General features: G+C 64.6%; 15 protein-coding genes. 11 read left to right on the top strand and 4 right to left on the bottom strand.

Features of this window, described 5'->3' with window-relative positions:
- Window positions 1-19: 19 nt before the first annotated feature.
- The gene (locus GJ695_RS17420; protein ID WP_154366893.1) at window positions 20-706 is read left to right on the top strand and encodes a DUF2459 domain-containing protein; all 687 of its coding nucleotides are present in this window, start codon (window positions 20-22) and stop codon (window positions 704-706) included.
- Between the two features lie 10 nt (window positions 707-716).
- Here GJ695_RS17420 and GJ695_RS17415 read toward each other — a convergent pair whose 3' ends face one another.
- On the bottom strand, window positions 717-1,187 hold the full coding sequence (locus GJ695_RS17415; protein WP_154366891.1) for a DUF6447 family protein: 471 nt from the start codon (window positions 1,185-1,187) through the stop codon (window positions 717-719).
- A gap of 90 nt (window positions 1,188-1,277) precedes the next feature.
- The gene (locus GJ695_RS17410) at window positions 1,278-1,451 is read right to left on the bottom strand and encodes a hypothetical protein (protein WP_154366889.1); all 174 of its coding nucleotides are present in this window, start codon (window positions 1,449-1,451) and stop codon (window positions 1,278-1,280) included.
- A 155-nt stretch (window positions 1,452-1,606) separates the two neighbouring features.
- On the opposite strand from GJ695_RS17410, the gene GJ695_RS17405 reads away from it, so the two are divergent.
- The 3 genes from GJ695_RS17405 to GJ695_RS17395 are packed head-to-tail and all read left to right on the top strand — an operon-like array spanning window position 1,607 to window position 4,764.
- A complete protein-coding gene (locus GJ695_RS17405; protein WP_208023347.1) occupies window positions 1,607-2,692 on the top strand; it encodes a catalase family protein in 1,086 nt (361 codons plus the stop codon).
- Between the two features lie 9 nt (window positions 2,693-2,701).
- Complete coding sequence (locus tag GJ695_RS17400) at window positions 2,702-3,400, top strand: hypothetical protein (protein ID WP_154366887.1); 699 nt, start codon at window positions 2,702-2,704, stop codon at window positions 3,398-3,400.
- On the top strand, window positions 3,400-4,764 hold the full coding sequence (locus tag GJ695_RS17395; protein ID WP_154366885.1) for a Dyp-type peroxidase: 1,365 nt from the start codon (window positions 3,400-3,402) through the stop codon (window positions 4,762-4,764). Before GJ695_RS17400 ends, GJ695_RS17395 begins: the two co-directional genes overlap by 1 nt.
- A 1-nt stretch (window position 4,765) precedes the next feature.
- Here the strand turns inward: GJ695_RS17395 and GJ695_RS17390 are convergent, their stop codons facing one another.
- On the bottom strand, window positions 4,766-5,659 hold the full coding sequence (locus GJ695_RS17390) for a LysR family transcriptional regulator (RefSeq protein WP_154366882.1): 894 nt from the start codon (window positions 5,657-5,659) through the stop codon (window positions 4,766-4,768).
- Between the two features lie 148 nt (window positions 5,660-5,807).
- Here GJ695_RS17390 and GJ695_RS17385 point away from each other — a divergent pair, with 148 nt between their 5' ends.
- From GJ695_RS17385 to GJ695_RS17375, 3 genes are read left to right on the top strand one after another with little or no spacing between them, the layout of a single operon-like run.
- Window positions 5,808-6,782: a zinc-dependent alcohol dehydrogenase family protein gene (locus tag GJ695_RS17385; RefSeq protein ID WP_154366881.1), complete on the top strand. Its 975-nt coding sequence runs from the start codon at window positions 5,808-5,810 to the stop codon at window positions 6,780-6,782.
- Between the two features lie 12 nt (window positions 6,783-6,794).
- Window positions 6,795-7,454, top strand: coding sequence for a glutathione S-transferase family protein (locus GJ695_RS17380; RefSeq protein WP_154366879.1), 660 nt, complete (start codon window positions 6,795-6,797; stop codon window positions 7,452-7,454).
- Window positions 7,451-8,215, top strand: a complete 765-nt coding sequence (locus GJ695_RS17375) for an SDR family NAD(P)-dependent oxidoreductase (protein ID WP_154366877.1) — start codon at window positions 7,451-7,453, stop codon at window positions 8,213-8,215. The genes GJ695_RS17380 and GJ695_RS17375 overlap by 4 nt, the downstream gene beginning before the upstream one ends.
- Window positions 8,216-8,256: 41 nt before the next feature.
- Here the strand turns inward: GJ695_RS17375 and GJ695_RS17370 are convergent, their stop codons facing one another.
- A complete protein-coding gene (locus GJ695_RS17370; protein ID WP_154366875.1) occupies window positions 8,257-8,586 on the bottom strand; it encodes a YciI family protein in 330 nt (109 codons plus the stop codon).
- A gap of 208 nt (window positions 8,587-8,794) precedes the next feature.
- Here GJ695_RS17370 and kefC point away from each other — a divergent pair, with 208 nt between their 5' ends.
- The 4 genes from kefC (at window position 8,795) to GJ695_RS17350 (ending at window position 13,240) form a co-directional block, all read left to right on the top strand.
- The gene (kefC, locus tag GJ695_RS17365) at window positions 8,795-10,597 is read left to right on the top strand and encodes a glutathione-regulated potassium-efflux system protein KefC (protein ID WP_154366873.1); all 1,803 of its coding nucleotides are present in this window, start codon (window positions 8,795-8,797) and stop codon (window positions 10,595-10,597) included.
- A 152-nt stretch (window positions 10,598-10,749) separates the two neighbouring features.
- Window positions 10,750-12,093 (top strand): cytochrome ubiquinol oxidase subunit I, encoded by a 1,344-nt coding sequence (locus tag GJ695_RS17360; protein ID WP_154366871.1) that lies wholly within the window; start codon window positions 10,750-10,752, stop codon window positions 12,091-12,093.
- The gene (cydB, locus tag GJ695_RS17355) at window positions 12,093-13,115 is read left to right on the top strand and encodes a cytochrome d ubiquinol oxidase subunit II (protein WP_154366869.1); all 1,023 of its coding nucleotides are present in this window, start codon (window positions 12,093-12,095) and stop codon (window positions 13,113-13,115) included. The genes GJ695_RS17360 and cydB overlap by 1 nt, the downstream gene beginning before the upstream one ends.
- A complete protein-coding gene (locus tag GJ695_RS17350; protein WP_154366867.1) occupies window positions 13,115-13,240 on the top strand; it encodes a DUF2474 domain-containing protein in 126 nt (41 codons plus the stop codon). The genes cydB and GJ695_RS17350 overlap by 1 nt, the downstream gene beginning before the upstream one ends.
- Window positions 13,241-13,256 lie beyond the last annotated feature (16 nt).

Raw genomic sequence — 13,256 nt, 5'->3', positions numbered from 1 at the left:
CCACCATCCCCGGAGTGAAATGAAATCGGTCGTCCAGCAGCTTGTCATTCTTGCGTCCTTTGTATGGTTAGCCGGTTGCGCGGGGGTGCCGAGCCGGGCGGATCTGCCGGCGGAACCGGCACCGTACACGCTGCACCTGGTGCGCTATGGCTGGCATACGGCGCTGCTGTTCGACGGCCCTTCCGTGCTGGCGCGCAGCAGCAAGCTGGGCGCCGATTTTCACGATCACAAATATCTGCTGGTGGGCTGGGGCGACGGCGAGTATTTCGTCGCCGAGCATCCGCCCTGGTCCAAGGCGGTAAAGGCGCTGGTCGCCTCCGATTATCCGGCCATGCAGGTCGGGGGCCGGGAAACCAATCCGCCGCTGGGCGTGGAGGCGCGCGACAGCATTCCGCTGGCGATCACCGAACGCGGCTATCAACAACTGGTGGCGTATATCGACCGCAGCATTGCGGCCGGCCCGGACGGCAAGCCTATCTATCTGGGCAAGCAGGCGGACAATCCCGACCGGTTTTACCAGGCGACCGGCAGTTACAGCTTGTTCAGCAACTGTAATTCCTGGTTGGCGGGAGCGTTGAAGGCGGCGGAGATGCCGATTTCGGGCTTTAATCTGACGGCAAGCAGCGTGTTCGACCAGGCTGTGCGTATTTCGGAGTTACAAAAAGAACATGCGGCCAGCCCGCGACCCAGGCCGCAGGCTGACTGAACAACGGCGCTTATTTTGCTGCGGCGGCCGCTTTAGGCTTGCGCGGTGCGCGTGGCTTCTTCGGCGCTTCCACTGCTGCGGCCTCGTCTTTGCCGCCCTTCACCGCCTCGATCAGCGCCGCGATATAGGCGTTGCGCGCCGTCTGGGCGATGGCGATTTGCTGTTGCAGACGCGCCAGTTCGGCATCCACCACCTGCACGTTACCCGCCTGAATTTTTGCGGTTTCGCTCAGTTTATCGGCGGCGTAGGAAGTTCCATTGATCGTAATATATTGCGGCAGACTCATTATTTTCCTTGTTCGAATACGGGCATTGAAATGACAACGGCCACAATTGTATGCGTTCGTTGCCAGCGTCGCAACAAGGAATGCCGGGCGGCTAGTTTTGGCGTTCGCGTATCCAGGCGTACACGCGCTGGCGAAGCCAAGCGCCGGCACTGCGCCGCGCAGTATGCGCACTGGCACGCCCAGTCCATTCGACATTGCCGTGCGCCGTGTGACGCGAATGCCGTCGCGCGCCAGCTTGCCGTCCGCGCCGAACTGCGACAGTTGTTTCGCTATCCAGCGCCAGGGTCATGGCGCCTGGTCTTCCCTGCGGCAGGCGTCGGCCAGAATCCGCTCGACCACGGCGCGCGGCACCTTGCGGAACAGCAGAAAGGCGGCGGCGCTGCGCTGGCCGTAGGTACGTGACCACTCCAGGCCTTCGCGGATGATGGATGCCTGTTGCGCATCCGAACGGGGTGTCATTTTAATATCCATGACGAACTGTCGCATAAATGCTTTGGAGACATTGTGCGGCTGCACACAGTCCCGGCAATCGTCCGCTGGTGATAACGAAAGAATGGTAATTTAATAAAACAAAAAAGCACCATCGTTCGTTTATTTATCACCCGAGGAATATTTTGACGCCCCTACCCTACACTCCAGATATCGAAGTCATCGACGCCGAAGAAAGCGCGCTGATCACGGAAATCGTTGAACAAATGGCGGCGGCGTCGCGCTGCGCGTTTGAACGCCACCGCCACGCCATCCGCGACGCGCACGCCAAGTCCAACGGCCTGCTCAAGGGCGAACTCACCATCCATGACGACCTGCCGGCGGAACTGCGCCAGGGCGTCTTCGCCCGGCCCGGCACCTACCAAGTGGTGGCCCGCCTGTCGTCCGCGCCAAGCGACATCCACTCCGACAAGATCCCGGCGGCGCGCGGCTTCGCGCTGAAGATCATCGGTGTCGACGGCGCACGCCTGGCCCCTGAAATCGGCGGCAACAACCAGGATTTCCTGATGGTGAACTTCCCCGCCCTCGCCTTCGGCACCATCCCCAAGTACAAGCGCATGCTGACGCTGCTGGAAGCCAATTCCCACGCGCCGGACACCTTCCAGCGCCTGGTGGCCGGCACCGCGCACGGCGCCAGGCAGGTGCTGGAAAGCCTGGGCGGCACACCCGGCGCCACGCTGGACGGCCTGGCGCGCGACAACCATCATCCGCTGGGTGAGACTTACCACACACAGGCGGCCATCCGCTTCGGCGACTACATCGCCAAGCTGGCGCTGCAACCGAGTTCGGACAGCGTGCGCCGCCTCACCGGCCAGCCCGTCGACGATGTCGGCTACGCCACCTTGCGCGACGTGATCAGCGACCACTTTGCCCGGCACGGCGCGGAATACACGCTGACCGCCCAACTGTGCACGGACCTTTCACGGATGCCGGTGGAAGATGCCGCCATCACCTGGCCGGAAGAACTGTCGCCGCACCGTCCGCTTGCGACGCTGCGTTTCGCGCCGCAATCCACCGCCCATCCGGCGCGCCAGGTCTACGGCGACGACGTGCTGTCGTTCAATCCGTGGAACGGCGTCACGGCGCACCAACCGCTGGGCGGCATCATGCGCATCCGCCGCGCCGCCTATGAACGCTCGACCGCCTTCCGCCACAGCATGAATGCGCAGCCGCGCGTCGAGCCATCCCAATCTTCCGACATTCCCGATTAAAGGACCACCATGACCGACCACACTCCTGACCCACGCCTGGCCGACGAAACCAGCCTGGAAGCGATCCGCCGCAAAATCGATGCGGTCGCCCACGACGCGCCGCACCTCGCCAAAATCGCGCTGGAAGCGCTGGTGCGTAAGCATAATCCCGACCTGAAAGGCACGGCCAATTCCGCCGGCCGCGTTGGCAAGCAATCTGGCAACGTCTCGGAACTGACGGCGATCGCGCCGCTGAAACCGGGCGGCGCCGAACGCCTGCGCCGCATCTTCGATCTGACCAACGGCAATATGGATGGCGCGCAGCGCGTCTCCACGCTGCACGACATGCGCTTCGTGTTCTTCGACAACGACACGCGCATCCTGTTCGCCACCACCTACGACGGCGACTGGGACAGCTATATCAACGACTTCGCCACCAAGATTCCCGAACTGATGGATCTGCTGTTCGCCAACATCGAAGGCTGGCCCGGCATCGACAGCCCGGCGGTGAAGGACTTCATCGCCGGCCACCAGATCGATGCCGCCGGCTGGTTTGTGGCCAATCCGCAGGTGACGGTGGTGGACACGCGCCGCTTCCAGCGCATGGACAAGGCACTCACCGCCTTCCTCGATGAGATGTCCGCCCATCCACCGCAGGACCACGCCACGCGCAAGGCGCTTGAGGCGCTCAATGCGGCCCTGGCGCAACCGCAGGGAGTGGACTACTGATGACATTCCTCACCGACCTCAAGGCGCGCTTCGTGCGCGAACACGTGACACTGGCGCTGGACGATATCCAGGCATTGATCCTGCGCGCGCGGCCCGAGCCCTATGTCGGCATCCACGCGATGCTGCACATCGACGACGCTGCCGGCGGACGCGACCTGATCCGCCGCATGGCCGACCACATCCCCTCGGCCGCCGGCTGGACCGACGACCGCGACGCCTGGATGGGCATGGCGTTGAGTTTCCAGGGACTGAAGGCGCTTGGCGTGCCAGAATCCTCGCTGTCCAGCTTCCCGCTGCCGTTCCAGCAAGGCATGGCGCAGCGCGCCGAACAATTGCGCGACGTTGGCGGCAACGCGCCGGAACATTGGGACGAAGCGTTTCAGCCGGGCGCTTGTCACATCGCCCTGACCATCTACGCCCGCGACGAGGCCGCGCTCGACGTGGCGATCGAGAAGGCCATGGGCGAACTGGAACGCTCGCACGGCGTCACGCTGGTCGGCAAACATGCCTTCGGCGCGGACGAAGAGGCCAAGAATCCCTTCGGCTTCCGCGACTCGATTTCGCAACCGGCCATCGCCGGCAGCGGTGTCGCGCCGCTGCCTGGCCAGGAACGCTCGATCGCCGCCGGCGAATTCATCCTCGGCGAGAACAGCGAAACCGGCGCACCGGTCGCGATGCCCGATCCGCCCGAGCTGGGCCGCAACGGTTCCTTCGTGGTGCTGCGCAAATACGAAAGCCAGGCCGGCGCCTTCAACGATTTCATCCGCAGCCAGGCGCAAGACGAAGCGGCCCAGGATGTGCTGGCGGCCAAGTTGGTCGGCCGCTGGCGCAGCGGCGCGCCGTTGACGCTGGCGCCGGAACACGACGATCCCGACCTCGGCGCCGATCCGAAACGCAACAACGACTTCGATTTTTCGAAAGATCCGCGCGGCCTGATGTGTCCGCACGCCGCGCACATGCGCCGCCTCAATCCGCGCGACAGCCAGCTGACCATCCTCACCGACGTCAATATCCACCGCATCATCCGCCGTTCCTCGACCTTCGGCCCCAAATGGCGGCGCGAACTGACGGCCAGCGATGACAAGGGCGAGCGCGGCATCTTCTTCATCTTCATCAGCGCGCGCGCCTACGACACCATCGAATTCTTCCAGCAGGAATGGATCAACCGCGGCAACTTCATCGACCTCGCCACCGAACGCGATCCGATGGTGGGCCTGCACGAAACGCCAGGCAGTTTCACGATTCCGGAAAAGCCGGTGCGCCGCCGCATCGATGGCATCACCACCTTCAACCAGCTGCGCGGCGGCGAATACCTGTTCATGCCGTCATTGAGCGCGCTGCGCTGGATCGCGGAAGAACGCTGATTCAGGAAATGCCGAATTCCTGCAACTTCGGCCGCAGGAATTCGACAAATGCCTTGGCCGATGGTTTGGATGCGCGGCCGGCGGAAAACACCGCGTTGACCTCGATGGAGCCCATGTCCCAGTCCGGCAGCAGCCGCACCAGCGTACCGGCGCGAAGCTCCTGCACGCACCCGGAAAGGCTTAGCGACGCGATGCCCAATCCGGCGGCAGCCGCCGCAGCCGATACCTCGTTGACGCTAACGACCATGTGCTCGGCAATCTTCACCTGCACCGTTTCGCCGTCCTTGGCGAAGGCCCACGCATTGCCGGCTATGGTGCGGGCGCTGATCATCCTGTATTTGTGCAAGTCGCGCGGCGACAGCGGCGCTCCGACCTTGGCGATGTAGGACGGCGCGGCCACCAGCAGTCGCGGCGTGGCGCCGAGCCGGCGCGCCATTGCGCCCGAGTCGCTCAACGGTCCGTAACGCACGGCGACATCGACGCCATCGGCGATCAGGTTCTGGCGCTGGTCGTTCATCAGCAATTCCACATGCAGCGCCGGATGCAACTCCGCAAACGCCGGCAGCAAAGGCACCACCACGCGCAGCGCGAAGCTGGTGGTGACGCCCAGCCGCAGCACGCCGCGCAACTCGCCTGTGCCGCGTGCCGCCTGCTCCGCCTCCTCCAACGCGGACAGAATGCTCTCCACCCGCGCCAGGAAATCCGCTCCCGCCTCGGTCAACGCCACCGCGCGCGTGGTGCGAGTAAGCAGCTGGATACCGACCTCCTGCTCCAGACTGGAGATGGTGCGCGACACGGAAGGCTGGGTCAGCGCCAGCTCGCGCCCCGCCGCCGAGAAACTGCCGGTATGGGCGACGCGAACGAACAGCTTCAGGGCAAACAGGTAATCGTGCATGGCGACTCCGGCGGAACGGGACAGGCGATTGTACCGCGCCGTATTCATGTGCCACAGACATAAGTGAAATGCGCCGTGGCCGTCTGGTGGCGGCAGCGGCGCGGCGCTATCTTGGTGGCCTACCTACTCATCGAAACAGGAGTTCATCATGCGCGCAGTCCATCTGCCAGCCTTCGGCGATCCCACCGAGGTGCCGGCCTACGTCAATATTCCCGAGCCGGCCCAGCCTGCGGCCGGCCAGGTGCTGATCGAAGTGCTGTATGCACCGGTCAACCACAACGACCTGCTGGTCATGGGCGGTAATTTTCCTTACCATCCCGAGCTGCCGGCCGTGCTGGGCAACGAAGCGGTCGGCCGTGTGCTGGCGCTCGGCGATGGCGTGACCAACGTCCGGCAAGGCGATCTGGTGACGCCACCGCTGTACAGCGGCACCTGGCGCGAACGCATGCTGGTGCAGGCCGACGAGCTGTTCGCGCTGCCGCCAGACGCCGACGCGCTGCAGTTGTCGATGATCCGCATTAATCCGCTGACCGCAGGACTGATGTTGAGCGAATACGTGGACTTGCAGCCGGGCGACTGGATCGTGCAGAACGCCGCCAACTCCGGCGTCGGCCGCGCCGCCATAGCGCTGGCCAAGGCGCGCGGACTGCGCTCGATCAACCTGGTGCGCCGGCCGGAATTGATTCCGGAAATCCAGGCGGCCGGCGGCGACGTCGTGCTGCTCGACGAACCAGGCGCCGCCGCCAAGGCTGCTGCACTGATCGGCAACGGCAAGGTGCGGCTGGCACTGGATGGCGTCTCCGGCGCCTCAACCGCGCGCCTGATCGAGTTCCTGTCACCCGGCGCCGCCCTGGTTGCCTACGCCATGATGAGCGGCGAGAAAGTCGCGCCCGGCGACCTGATGCCACTGATGTTCAAGTCTATCAGCAGCCACTTCTTCTATCAGAACCGTCCGCAATACAGAAGCAAGATCCCGGCACTGCTGCGCGAAGCGGCGCAGATGGTGGCGGCCGGCCAGCTGCATACGCCGGTGGCCCGTACCTACGCGCTGTCCGAGGTGGCCGACGCCATCGCCCATACCCTCGCGGGCGGCAAAGTGCTGCTCGCTCCACAAACCAACTGAAAGGCATAAACAATGAAACTCTATGGTGACCCAGGCTCGGGCAGCACCCGCCGCGTATTGGCCGCGCTGTACCACATCGGCGCTGAATTCGATTTCGAGCTGATCGACCTGTTCAACGGCGACAACCGCACCCCGCAATTCCTCGCGCTCAATCCCAACGGCATGATTCCGGTGCTGGTGGACGGCGACGTCGTCCTGTGGGAAGCGTCCGCCATCAACCTGCATCTGGCCGAGAAGTTCGGCGCCGACCTGCTGCCGTCCGGCGCCGACCGCATGCTGACGTTGCAGTGGATGTTCTGGGCCGGCGAACACTGGCGTCAGGGACCACCGGCGCTGTTCACGGAGCGCATCGTCAAGGTGGCCATGGGCTTGCCCGAAGATCCGCGCGCGCTCGCCGACGCCGACGCGTCGATCCGCAAATTTGCCACCACGCTCGAAGCGCACTTGAAGGACCGCCGTTACGTCGTTGGCGACCGCTTCTCGCTGGCCGACATCGACCTGGCTGCGACCTTTACCCACCTGTCGCGCACCTTCCCTCCTTATGCCGAATTCCCGAATGTGATGGCATGGCACCAGCGGCTGCTTGACGAAGTGCCGGCGTGGGCCCGGACGCGCGACGAGGTCGAACAACGCATGGTGCCCCTGATGGCAAAGCTTGGCGGTGGCAAATGAGCGCCGCGCATAAACCGCTGGCCGGCAAGGTTGCGCTGGTAACGGGCGGCGCACGCGGACTCGGCGCGGCCACCGCCAGGGCGCTGGCGGCACAAGGCGCCGACGTCGCGTTCACCTTTGTTTCGCCGGATTCGATCGCCAAGGCCGCCGCCGTGGTGGCGGACATCGAAGCGCACGGCGTGCGCGCCTTGTCGCTGCGAGCCGATCAGGCGGATGCGAGCAAGGCGCCGAAACTGATCGGCGACATCATCGCCCATTTCGGACGGCTGGACATTGTGATCAACAGCGCATCGATCGACCGCTTCGGCACGGCCGACGATCCGCTGCGCGACGACGCCATGTTCGAACACTACTGGGCCGTCGCCAACGGCGGCTTCCGCGCCATCGTGCGCGCCGCGTCCAAGGTGATGGGCGACGGCGGACGTTTTGTGTTCGTCGGTTCCAACCTCGGTGTACGGCCCGGCGCTCCCGGCATGTCGGACATGGCGTCGATCAAGGCCGCCATCGACGGCTATGCGCGTGGCGCGGCGCGCGACCTGGCTGACCGTGGCATTACCGTCAACGTGGTGCATGCCGGCTTCATGCAGACCGACATCAACGCCCATATGCGCGACGCCATTGCACCACTGTTGCAGAACCTGTGCATCAAGCGCTACGGCCGCCTGGAAGAGATCATCGCACCGATATTGTTCCTGGCCAGCTCCGCAGCCTCCTACATCACCGGCGCCATCATCGATGCCGACGGCGGTTATAACGTCTAAAAAAAAACCCGGCGAAAATCGCCGGGGCTTTAAGTCTACTATCAGGTGTGGAACGGCACCCACATCATTTTCACTTCCACATTCAGCATGCCGGATTTCACCGTGGGATCGTCGGAGCCGATCCTGATCGCCTCCGCCAGATCGGCCGCCTTGAAGATCGTCATGCCGCCATCCGCCAGCACGCCATTCAGGCCGCCGGCTTTTTTCATGAACGGGCCGCTCAGGACCGTCATGCCGGCTTCCTGCATCTTGAGCATATACGCCACGTGGTCCATGAACTCGGGCTGCTCGTTGTACTGCACGCCCTGCACCCATTTGGGGCCAGGGGTTTGAAACGCTACAAAATAGTGTGGGCCATTTTCGTCAATCATTTTTCACTCCAGTAGAAAGGTTGTTTCGGTCAAGTTCGGCCGTTGCCGACCGTCTGAAATGAGTATAGGCGCGGCTCTGGAAGGCAGTGAGAGGCGCAGCGGCATTTCACTTATGCCTCTTCCGTATGAGTCAACTGGACGCACGCAGGGCTGGGCTACAATGTCGGGACCGATTGTCGGACTTCTAATACTCAACACGGACCCGCTTATGGCCCACGGCATTCTGCTACACATGGTGTTTTATCTGGCGGCGGCGGTTCTGCTGGTGCCGCTGGCCAAGCGCATCGGCATGGGCGCCGTGCTCGGCTACCTGATGGCCGGCGCCCTGATCGGCCCCTGGGGCCTGTCGCTGATCGGCAATGTCGAAGACGTATTGAGCATCTCCGAATTCGGCGTGGTGCTGATGCTGTTCCTGATCGGCCTGGAACTGGAACCAAAAAAACTGTGGTCGCTGCGGCGGCCGATTTTCGGCTGGGGCGGCGCGCAGGTGCTGGTGGTGAGCGCGGTGCTGGCCGCGCTGGCGCTGGCCTTCGGCATCGATACCAAGGTCGCCATCGTCGCCGGCCTCGGGCTGTCGCTGTCGTCCACCGCCATCGTGCTGGCCACGCTGGGCGAGCGCAAGCTGATGCCCAGTCCGGCCGGTTCGGCCAGTTTCTCCATCCTGCTGCTGCAGGACATCGCCGCGATTCCGATGATCGCGCTGGTGCCGCTGCTGGCCGGCGTGGCCTCCGAATCCAGCGGCGCCGGCTGGCAGCGCGCGGTCAAGCTGGTGGCCGTGATGCTGACGCTGATCGCGGTGGGCCGCTGCCTGGTCAATCCGGTGATGCGCTTCATCGCCCGCACCGGCCTGCGCGAGCTGTTCACCGCCTTTGCGCTGCTGCTGGTGATCGGCATCTGCCTTTTGATGGAGTGGGTCGGCCTGTCGCTGGCGCTCGGCACCTTCGCCGCCGGCGTGCTGCTGGCCGACTCGGAGTACCGCCACCAGCTGGTGAGCGACCTGGAGCCGTTCAAGGGGCTGCTGCTCGGCCTGTTCTTCATGGCGGTCGGCATGTCGGCCGATTTCGGCGTGCTGCGCGACCATCCGCTGCTGGTGCCGGCGCTGGCTTGCGCGCTGATCCTCGTCAAAGGCGGCCTGCTATACGGCATGAGCCGCTGGTTCGACATTCCGCCCGGCCAGCGCCTGTTCTTTGCCCTGCTGATGTCGCAGGGCGGCGAATTCGCCTTCGTGGTGTTCGGCGCGGCGGCGGACGCCAGGGTGCTGCCGGCCGACGTGTCGGCCATGCTGGTGATGGTGGTGACGCTGTCGATGGTGGCCACGCCGCTGCTGTTGCTGGCCTATGACAAACTGGTGGCGCCGGGCCTGCGCACCGCCAAAAAGAAGCGCGCGCCGGACGCCATCGAGGTCGAGAACCCGGTGATCATCGCCGGCTTCGGCCGCTTCGGCCAGATCGTCGGCCGCCTGCTGGCCGCCAATCGCATCGGCGTAACCGTGCTGGACCATGATCCGGACCAGATCGAGCTGCTGCGCAAGTTCGGCTACGAAGTGTTTTACGGCGACGCCACCCGCATCGACCTGCTGGAGGCGGCCGGCATCGGCAAGGCCAGCGCGCTGGTGGTGGCGATCGACGATGTCGAGGCCAGCCTGGCGCTGGTGGACGCGGTGCGCGAACGCCTGCCGTCGCTGACCATCCTGGCGCGGGCGCGCAACGTCAGCCACTACTACGACCTGCTGGACCGGGGCGTGACGCTGATCGAGCGCGAAACCTTCGAGGCGGCCCTGCAGCTGGGCGCCAGCGTGCTGCAGCAGCTGGGCTTCCCGGCCGAGCGCGCGCAGCAGGCAGCCAGCCTGTTCCGCACGCACAATCTGAAGATGCTGATGGAAGTGTATCCGCACCAGCAGGACCAGGACACCATCATCTCGATGACCCGCAAAGGCCGCCTGGAACTGGAAGAAATGTTCACCGGCGACGCCGCCGCCTTCAACCATCCGGGGGAAGCGGCGCCGAAGTGATCCCCAAAGGGTATAGGAAGCTACCTCTCCCAATGCCAATTTCCCGATGTCGCCGCGCTGGTTATGATGGAAGCTGATCGTGCGGCAGGACGTCCAGAACGTCCGCCGCCCGCCGTCCATCATCGCCGGCACGGCACATTGGGAGAATATACATGCCAGGTTTCACCGCCTTGGAGTTGGCCCGGATTCAGTTCGGTTTCACCGTCTCCTTTCACATCATCTTCCCGGCCCTGTCGATCGGGCTGGCCAGCTACCTGACGGTGCTGGAACTGTGCTGGCTGCGCACGCGGCGCGAGGTGTACCGCGATCTCTATCACTTCTGGCTGAAGATCTTTGCCGTCAATTTCGGCATCGGCGTGGTCTCGGGCATCGTGCTGGCCTACCAGTTCGGCACCAACTGGGGCTTCTTTTCGCAGTTCGCCGGCGGCATCACCGGGCCGCTGCTGACCTATGAGGTGCTGACCGCGTTCTTCCTCGAAGCCGGCTTCCTCGGCGTGATGCTGTTCGGCTGGAACCGTGTCGGCCCCGGCCTGCACTGCTTTGCCAGCGCCATGGTTGCCATCGGCACGCTGATTTCCACCACCTGGATCCTCGCCTCGAACAGCTTCATGCAGACGCCGCAGGGCTACCGCATCGAGCACGGCGTGCTGGCGCCGGACAGCTGGCTGGCGATCATCTTCAATCCGTCGTTTCCGTACCGGCTGCTGCACATGAGCGTCGGCGCCTTCCTGGCCACGGCGATGGTGGTGGCCGCCTGCGCCGCCTGGCATCTGCTGCGCAAGAACGACACGCCGGCCGTGCGCACCATGTTCTCGATGGCGATGTGGATGCTGCTGGTGACCGCGCCGATCCAGGCCGTGATCGGCGACGCGCACGGCATCAACACGCTCGAACACCAGCCGGCGAAGATAGCCGCCCTGGAGGGCCACTGGGAAAACCAGGGCGACGAGCCGCTGCCGCTGGTGGTGTTTGCCCTGCCCGACATGAACAGCGAAAGCAACCACCTGCAGATCGAGATTCCGCGCGTGGGCAGCTGGATTCTGACCCATACCTGGGGCGGCCAGATCAAGGGGCTGAAGGAATTTCCGAAGGAGGACCGGCCGAATGCCAGCATCATCTTCTTCACCTTCCGCGTGATGGTCGGGCTGGGGCTGGCGATGATCGCGCTGGGCTTGTGCGGGCTGTGGCTGCGCAAACGCCATGCCATGTATTCGTCGCCCTGGTTCCTGCGCCTGACAACGCTGATGGGGCCGGCCGGGCTGGTGGCCATCCTGGCCGGCTGGTACACCACCGAGATCGGCCGCCAGCCGTGGGTGGTGTATGGGCTGCTGCGGACCCGGGACGCGGTGTCCACCCACGCCGCCGGCACGCTGGCGCTGTCGCTGTGCCTGTTCATCGTGGTCTATGCCTTTGTGTTCGGCGTGGCGATCACTTATATTTTCCGGCTGATGCGCGGCGGGCCGGCGCGCTTCGTCACTGAAGGGAGTGCACACTAATGGGTATCGATCTGAGCAGCATCTGGGCCGTCATCATCTTTTTCGGCGTGTTCATGTACGTGGTGATGGATGGCTTTGACCTCGGCATCGGCATGCTGTATCCCTTCGTGCCGGACCGTCACGAGCGCGATGTGATGATGAACACCGTGGCGCCGGTGTGGGATGGCAACGAGACCTGGCTGGTGCTGGGCGGCGCGGCGCTGTTTGCCGCCTTCCCGCGCGCCTACGCCATCGTGTTGAGCGCGCTGTACCTGCCGCTGATCTTCATGCTGCTGGGGCTGATTTTCCGCGGCATCGCCTTCGAGTTCCGCTTCAAGGCGCTGGACCACGAGCGGCACGTGTGGGACAAGGCCTTCATCGGCGGCTCGCTGACGGCGGCGTTCTTCCAGGGCGTGGCGCTGGGCGCCTACGTGCATGGCATTCCGCTGGCCGCCACGCCGTCCGGACCGCAGTTTTCCGGCGGCGCGTTCGATTGGCTGGCGCCGTTCCCGCTGATGTGCGGCGTGGGCGTGATGGTGGCCTATACGCTGCTCGGCTGCACCTGGCTGATCTACCGCACCGAGGGCGCGCTGCAGCAGCGGATGCTGAAGACGGCGCGTCCGCTGGCCATGCTGCTAGTGCTGGCCATCGTCGCGGTCAGCATCTGGACGCCGCTGGCCGACGCCGACGTGGCGGCGCGCTGGTTCACCTGGCCCGACATGCTGTGGTTCGCGCCGGTGCCGATCCTGGTGCTGGCCGGCGTGGCGCTGCTGTTGCGGTCCCTGGCGGGCAAGACCCCGCACCAGGGACCGTTCCTGGCGTCGCTGGGACTGATCTTCCTCGGCTACACCGGGCTGGCGATCAGCATCTGGCCGAATATCGTGCCGCCCACGCTGTCCATCTGGGCCGCCGCATCGTCGGAAAGCAGCCAGGGCTTCACGCTGGTGGGCACGCTGTTGATTCTTCCCTTCACGCTCATGTATTCGGCGTTTTCTTACTACGTCTTCCGCGGCAAGGTGAAGCTGGGCGAGGGATATCACTGATGAACGCGCGACTGTGGCTGGGCCGGATCGGCTGGATGGTGCTCATCTGGACCCTGAGCGTGGCGGCGCTCGGCGTCGTCGCCACGCTGCTGCACTACCTGATGCGTGCCGCCGGCATGCACTGACCATGATTACGGAGCC

Source organism: Duganella alba, assembly GCF_009674495.1.
Lineage (GTDB): Bacteria > Pseudomonadota > Gammaproteobacteria > Burkholderiales > Burkholderiaceae_D > Rugamonas > Rugamonas alba.
This window is presented reverse-complemented; position numbering and strand designations above follow the sequence as displayed.

Bases quoted from the DNA above. Each gene is read 5' to 3' on its own strand.
- GJ695_RS17380 (WP_154366879.1), top strand. From the start codon at position 6,795: ATGAAACTCTATGGTGACCCAGGCTCGGGCAGCACCCGCCGCGTATTG.
- kefC (WP_154366873.1), top strand. From the start codon at position 8,795: ATGGCCCACGGCATTCTGCTACACATGGTGTTTTATCTGGCGGCGGCG.
- GJ695_RS17390 (WP_154366882.1), bottom strand. From the start codon at position 5,659: ATGCACGATTACCTGTTTGCCCTGAAGCTGTTCGTTCGCGTCGCCCAT.
- GJ695_RS17375 (WP_154366877.1), top strand. From the start codon at position 7,451: ATGAGCGCCGCGCATAAACCGCTGGCCGGCAAGGTTGCGCTGGTAACG.
- GJ695_RS17420 (WP_154366893.1), top strand. From the start codon at position 20: ATGAAATCGGTCGTCCAGCAGCTTGTCATTCTTGCGTCCTTTGTATGG.
- GJ695_RS17400 (WP_154366887.1), top strand. From the start codon at position 2,702: ATGACCGACCACACTCCTGACCCACGCCTGGCCGACGAAACCAGCCTG.
- GJ695_RS17410 (WP_154366889.1), bottom strand. From the start codon at position 1,451: ATGACACCCCGTTCGGATGCGCAACAGGCATCCATCATCCGCGAAGGC.
- GJ695_RS17360 (WP_154366871.1), top strand. From the start codon at position 10,750: ATGCCAGGTTTCACCGCCTTGGAGTTGGCCCGGATTCAGTTCGGTTTC.
- GJ695_RS17395 (WP_154366885.1), top strand. From the start codon at position 3,400: ATGACATTCCTCACCGACCTCAAGGCGCGCTTCGTGCGCGAACACGTG.
- cydB (WP_154366869.1), top strand. From the start codon at position 12,093: ATGGGTATCGATCTGAGCAGCATCTGGGCCGTCATCATCTTTTTCGGC.
- GJ695_RS17370 (WP_154366875.1), bottom strand. From the start codon at position 8,586: ATGATTGACGAAAATGGCCCACACTATTTTGTAGCGTTTCAAACCCCT.
- GJ695_RS17415 (WP_154366891.1), bottom strand. From the start codon at position 1,187: ATGTCGAATGGACTGGGCGTGCCAGTGCGCATACTGCGCGGCGCAGTG.
- GJ695_RS17385 (WP_154366881.1), top strand. From the start codon at position 5,808: ATGCGCGCAGTCCATCTGCCAGCCTTCGGCGATCCCACCGAGGTGCCG.
- GJ695_RS17350 (WP_154366867.1), top strand. From the start codon at position 13,115: ATGAACGCGCGACTGTGGCTGGGCCGGATCGGCTGGATGGTGCTCATC.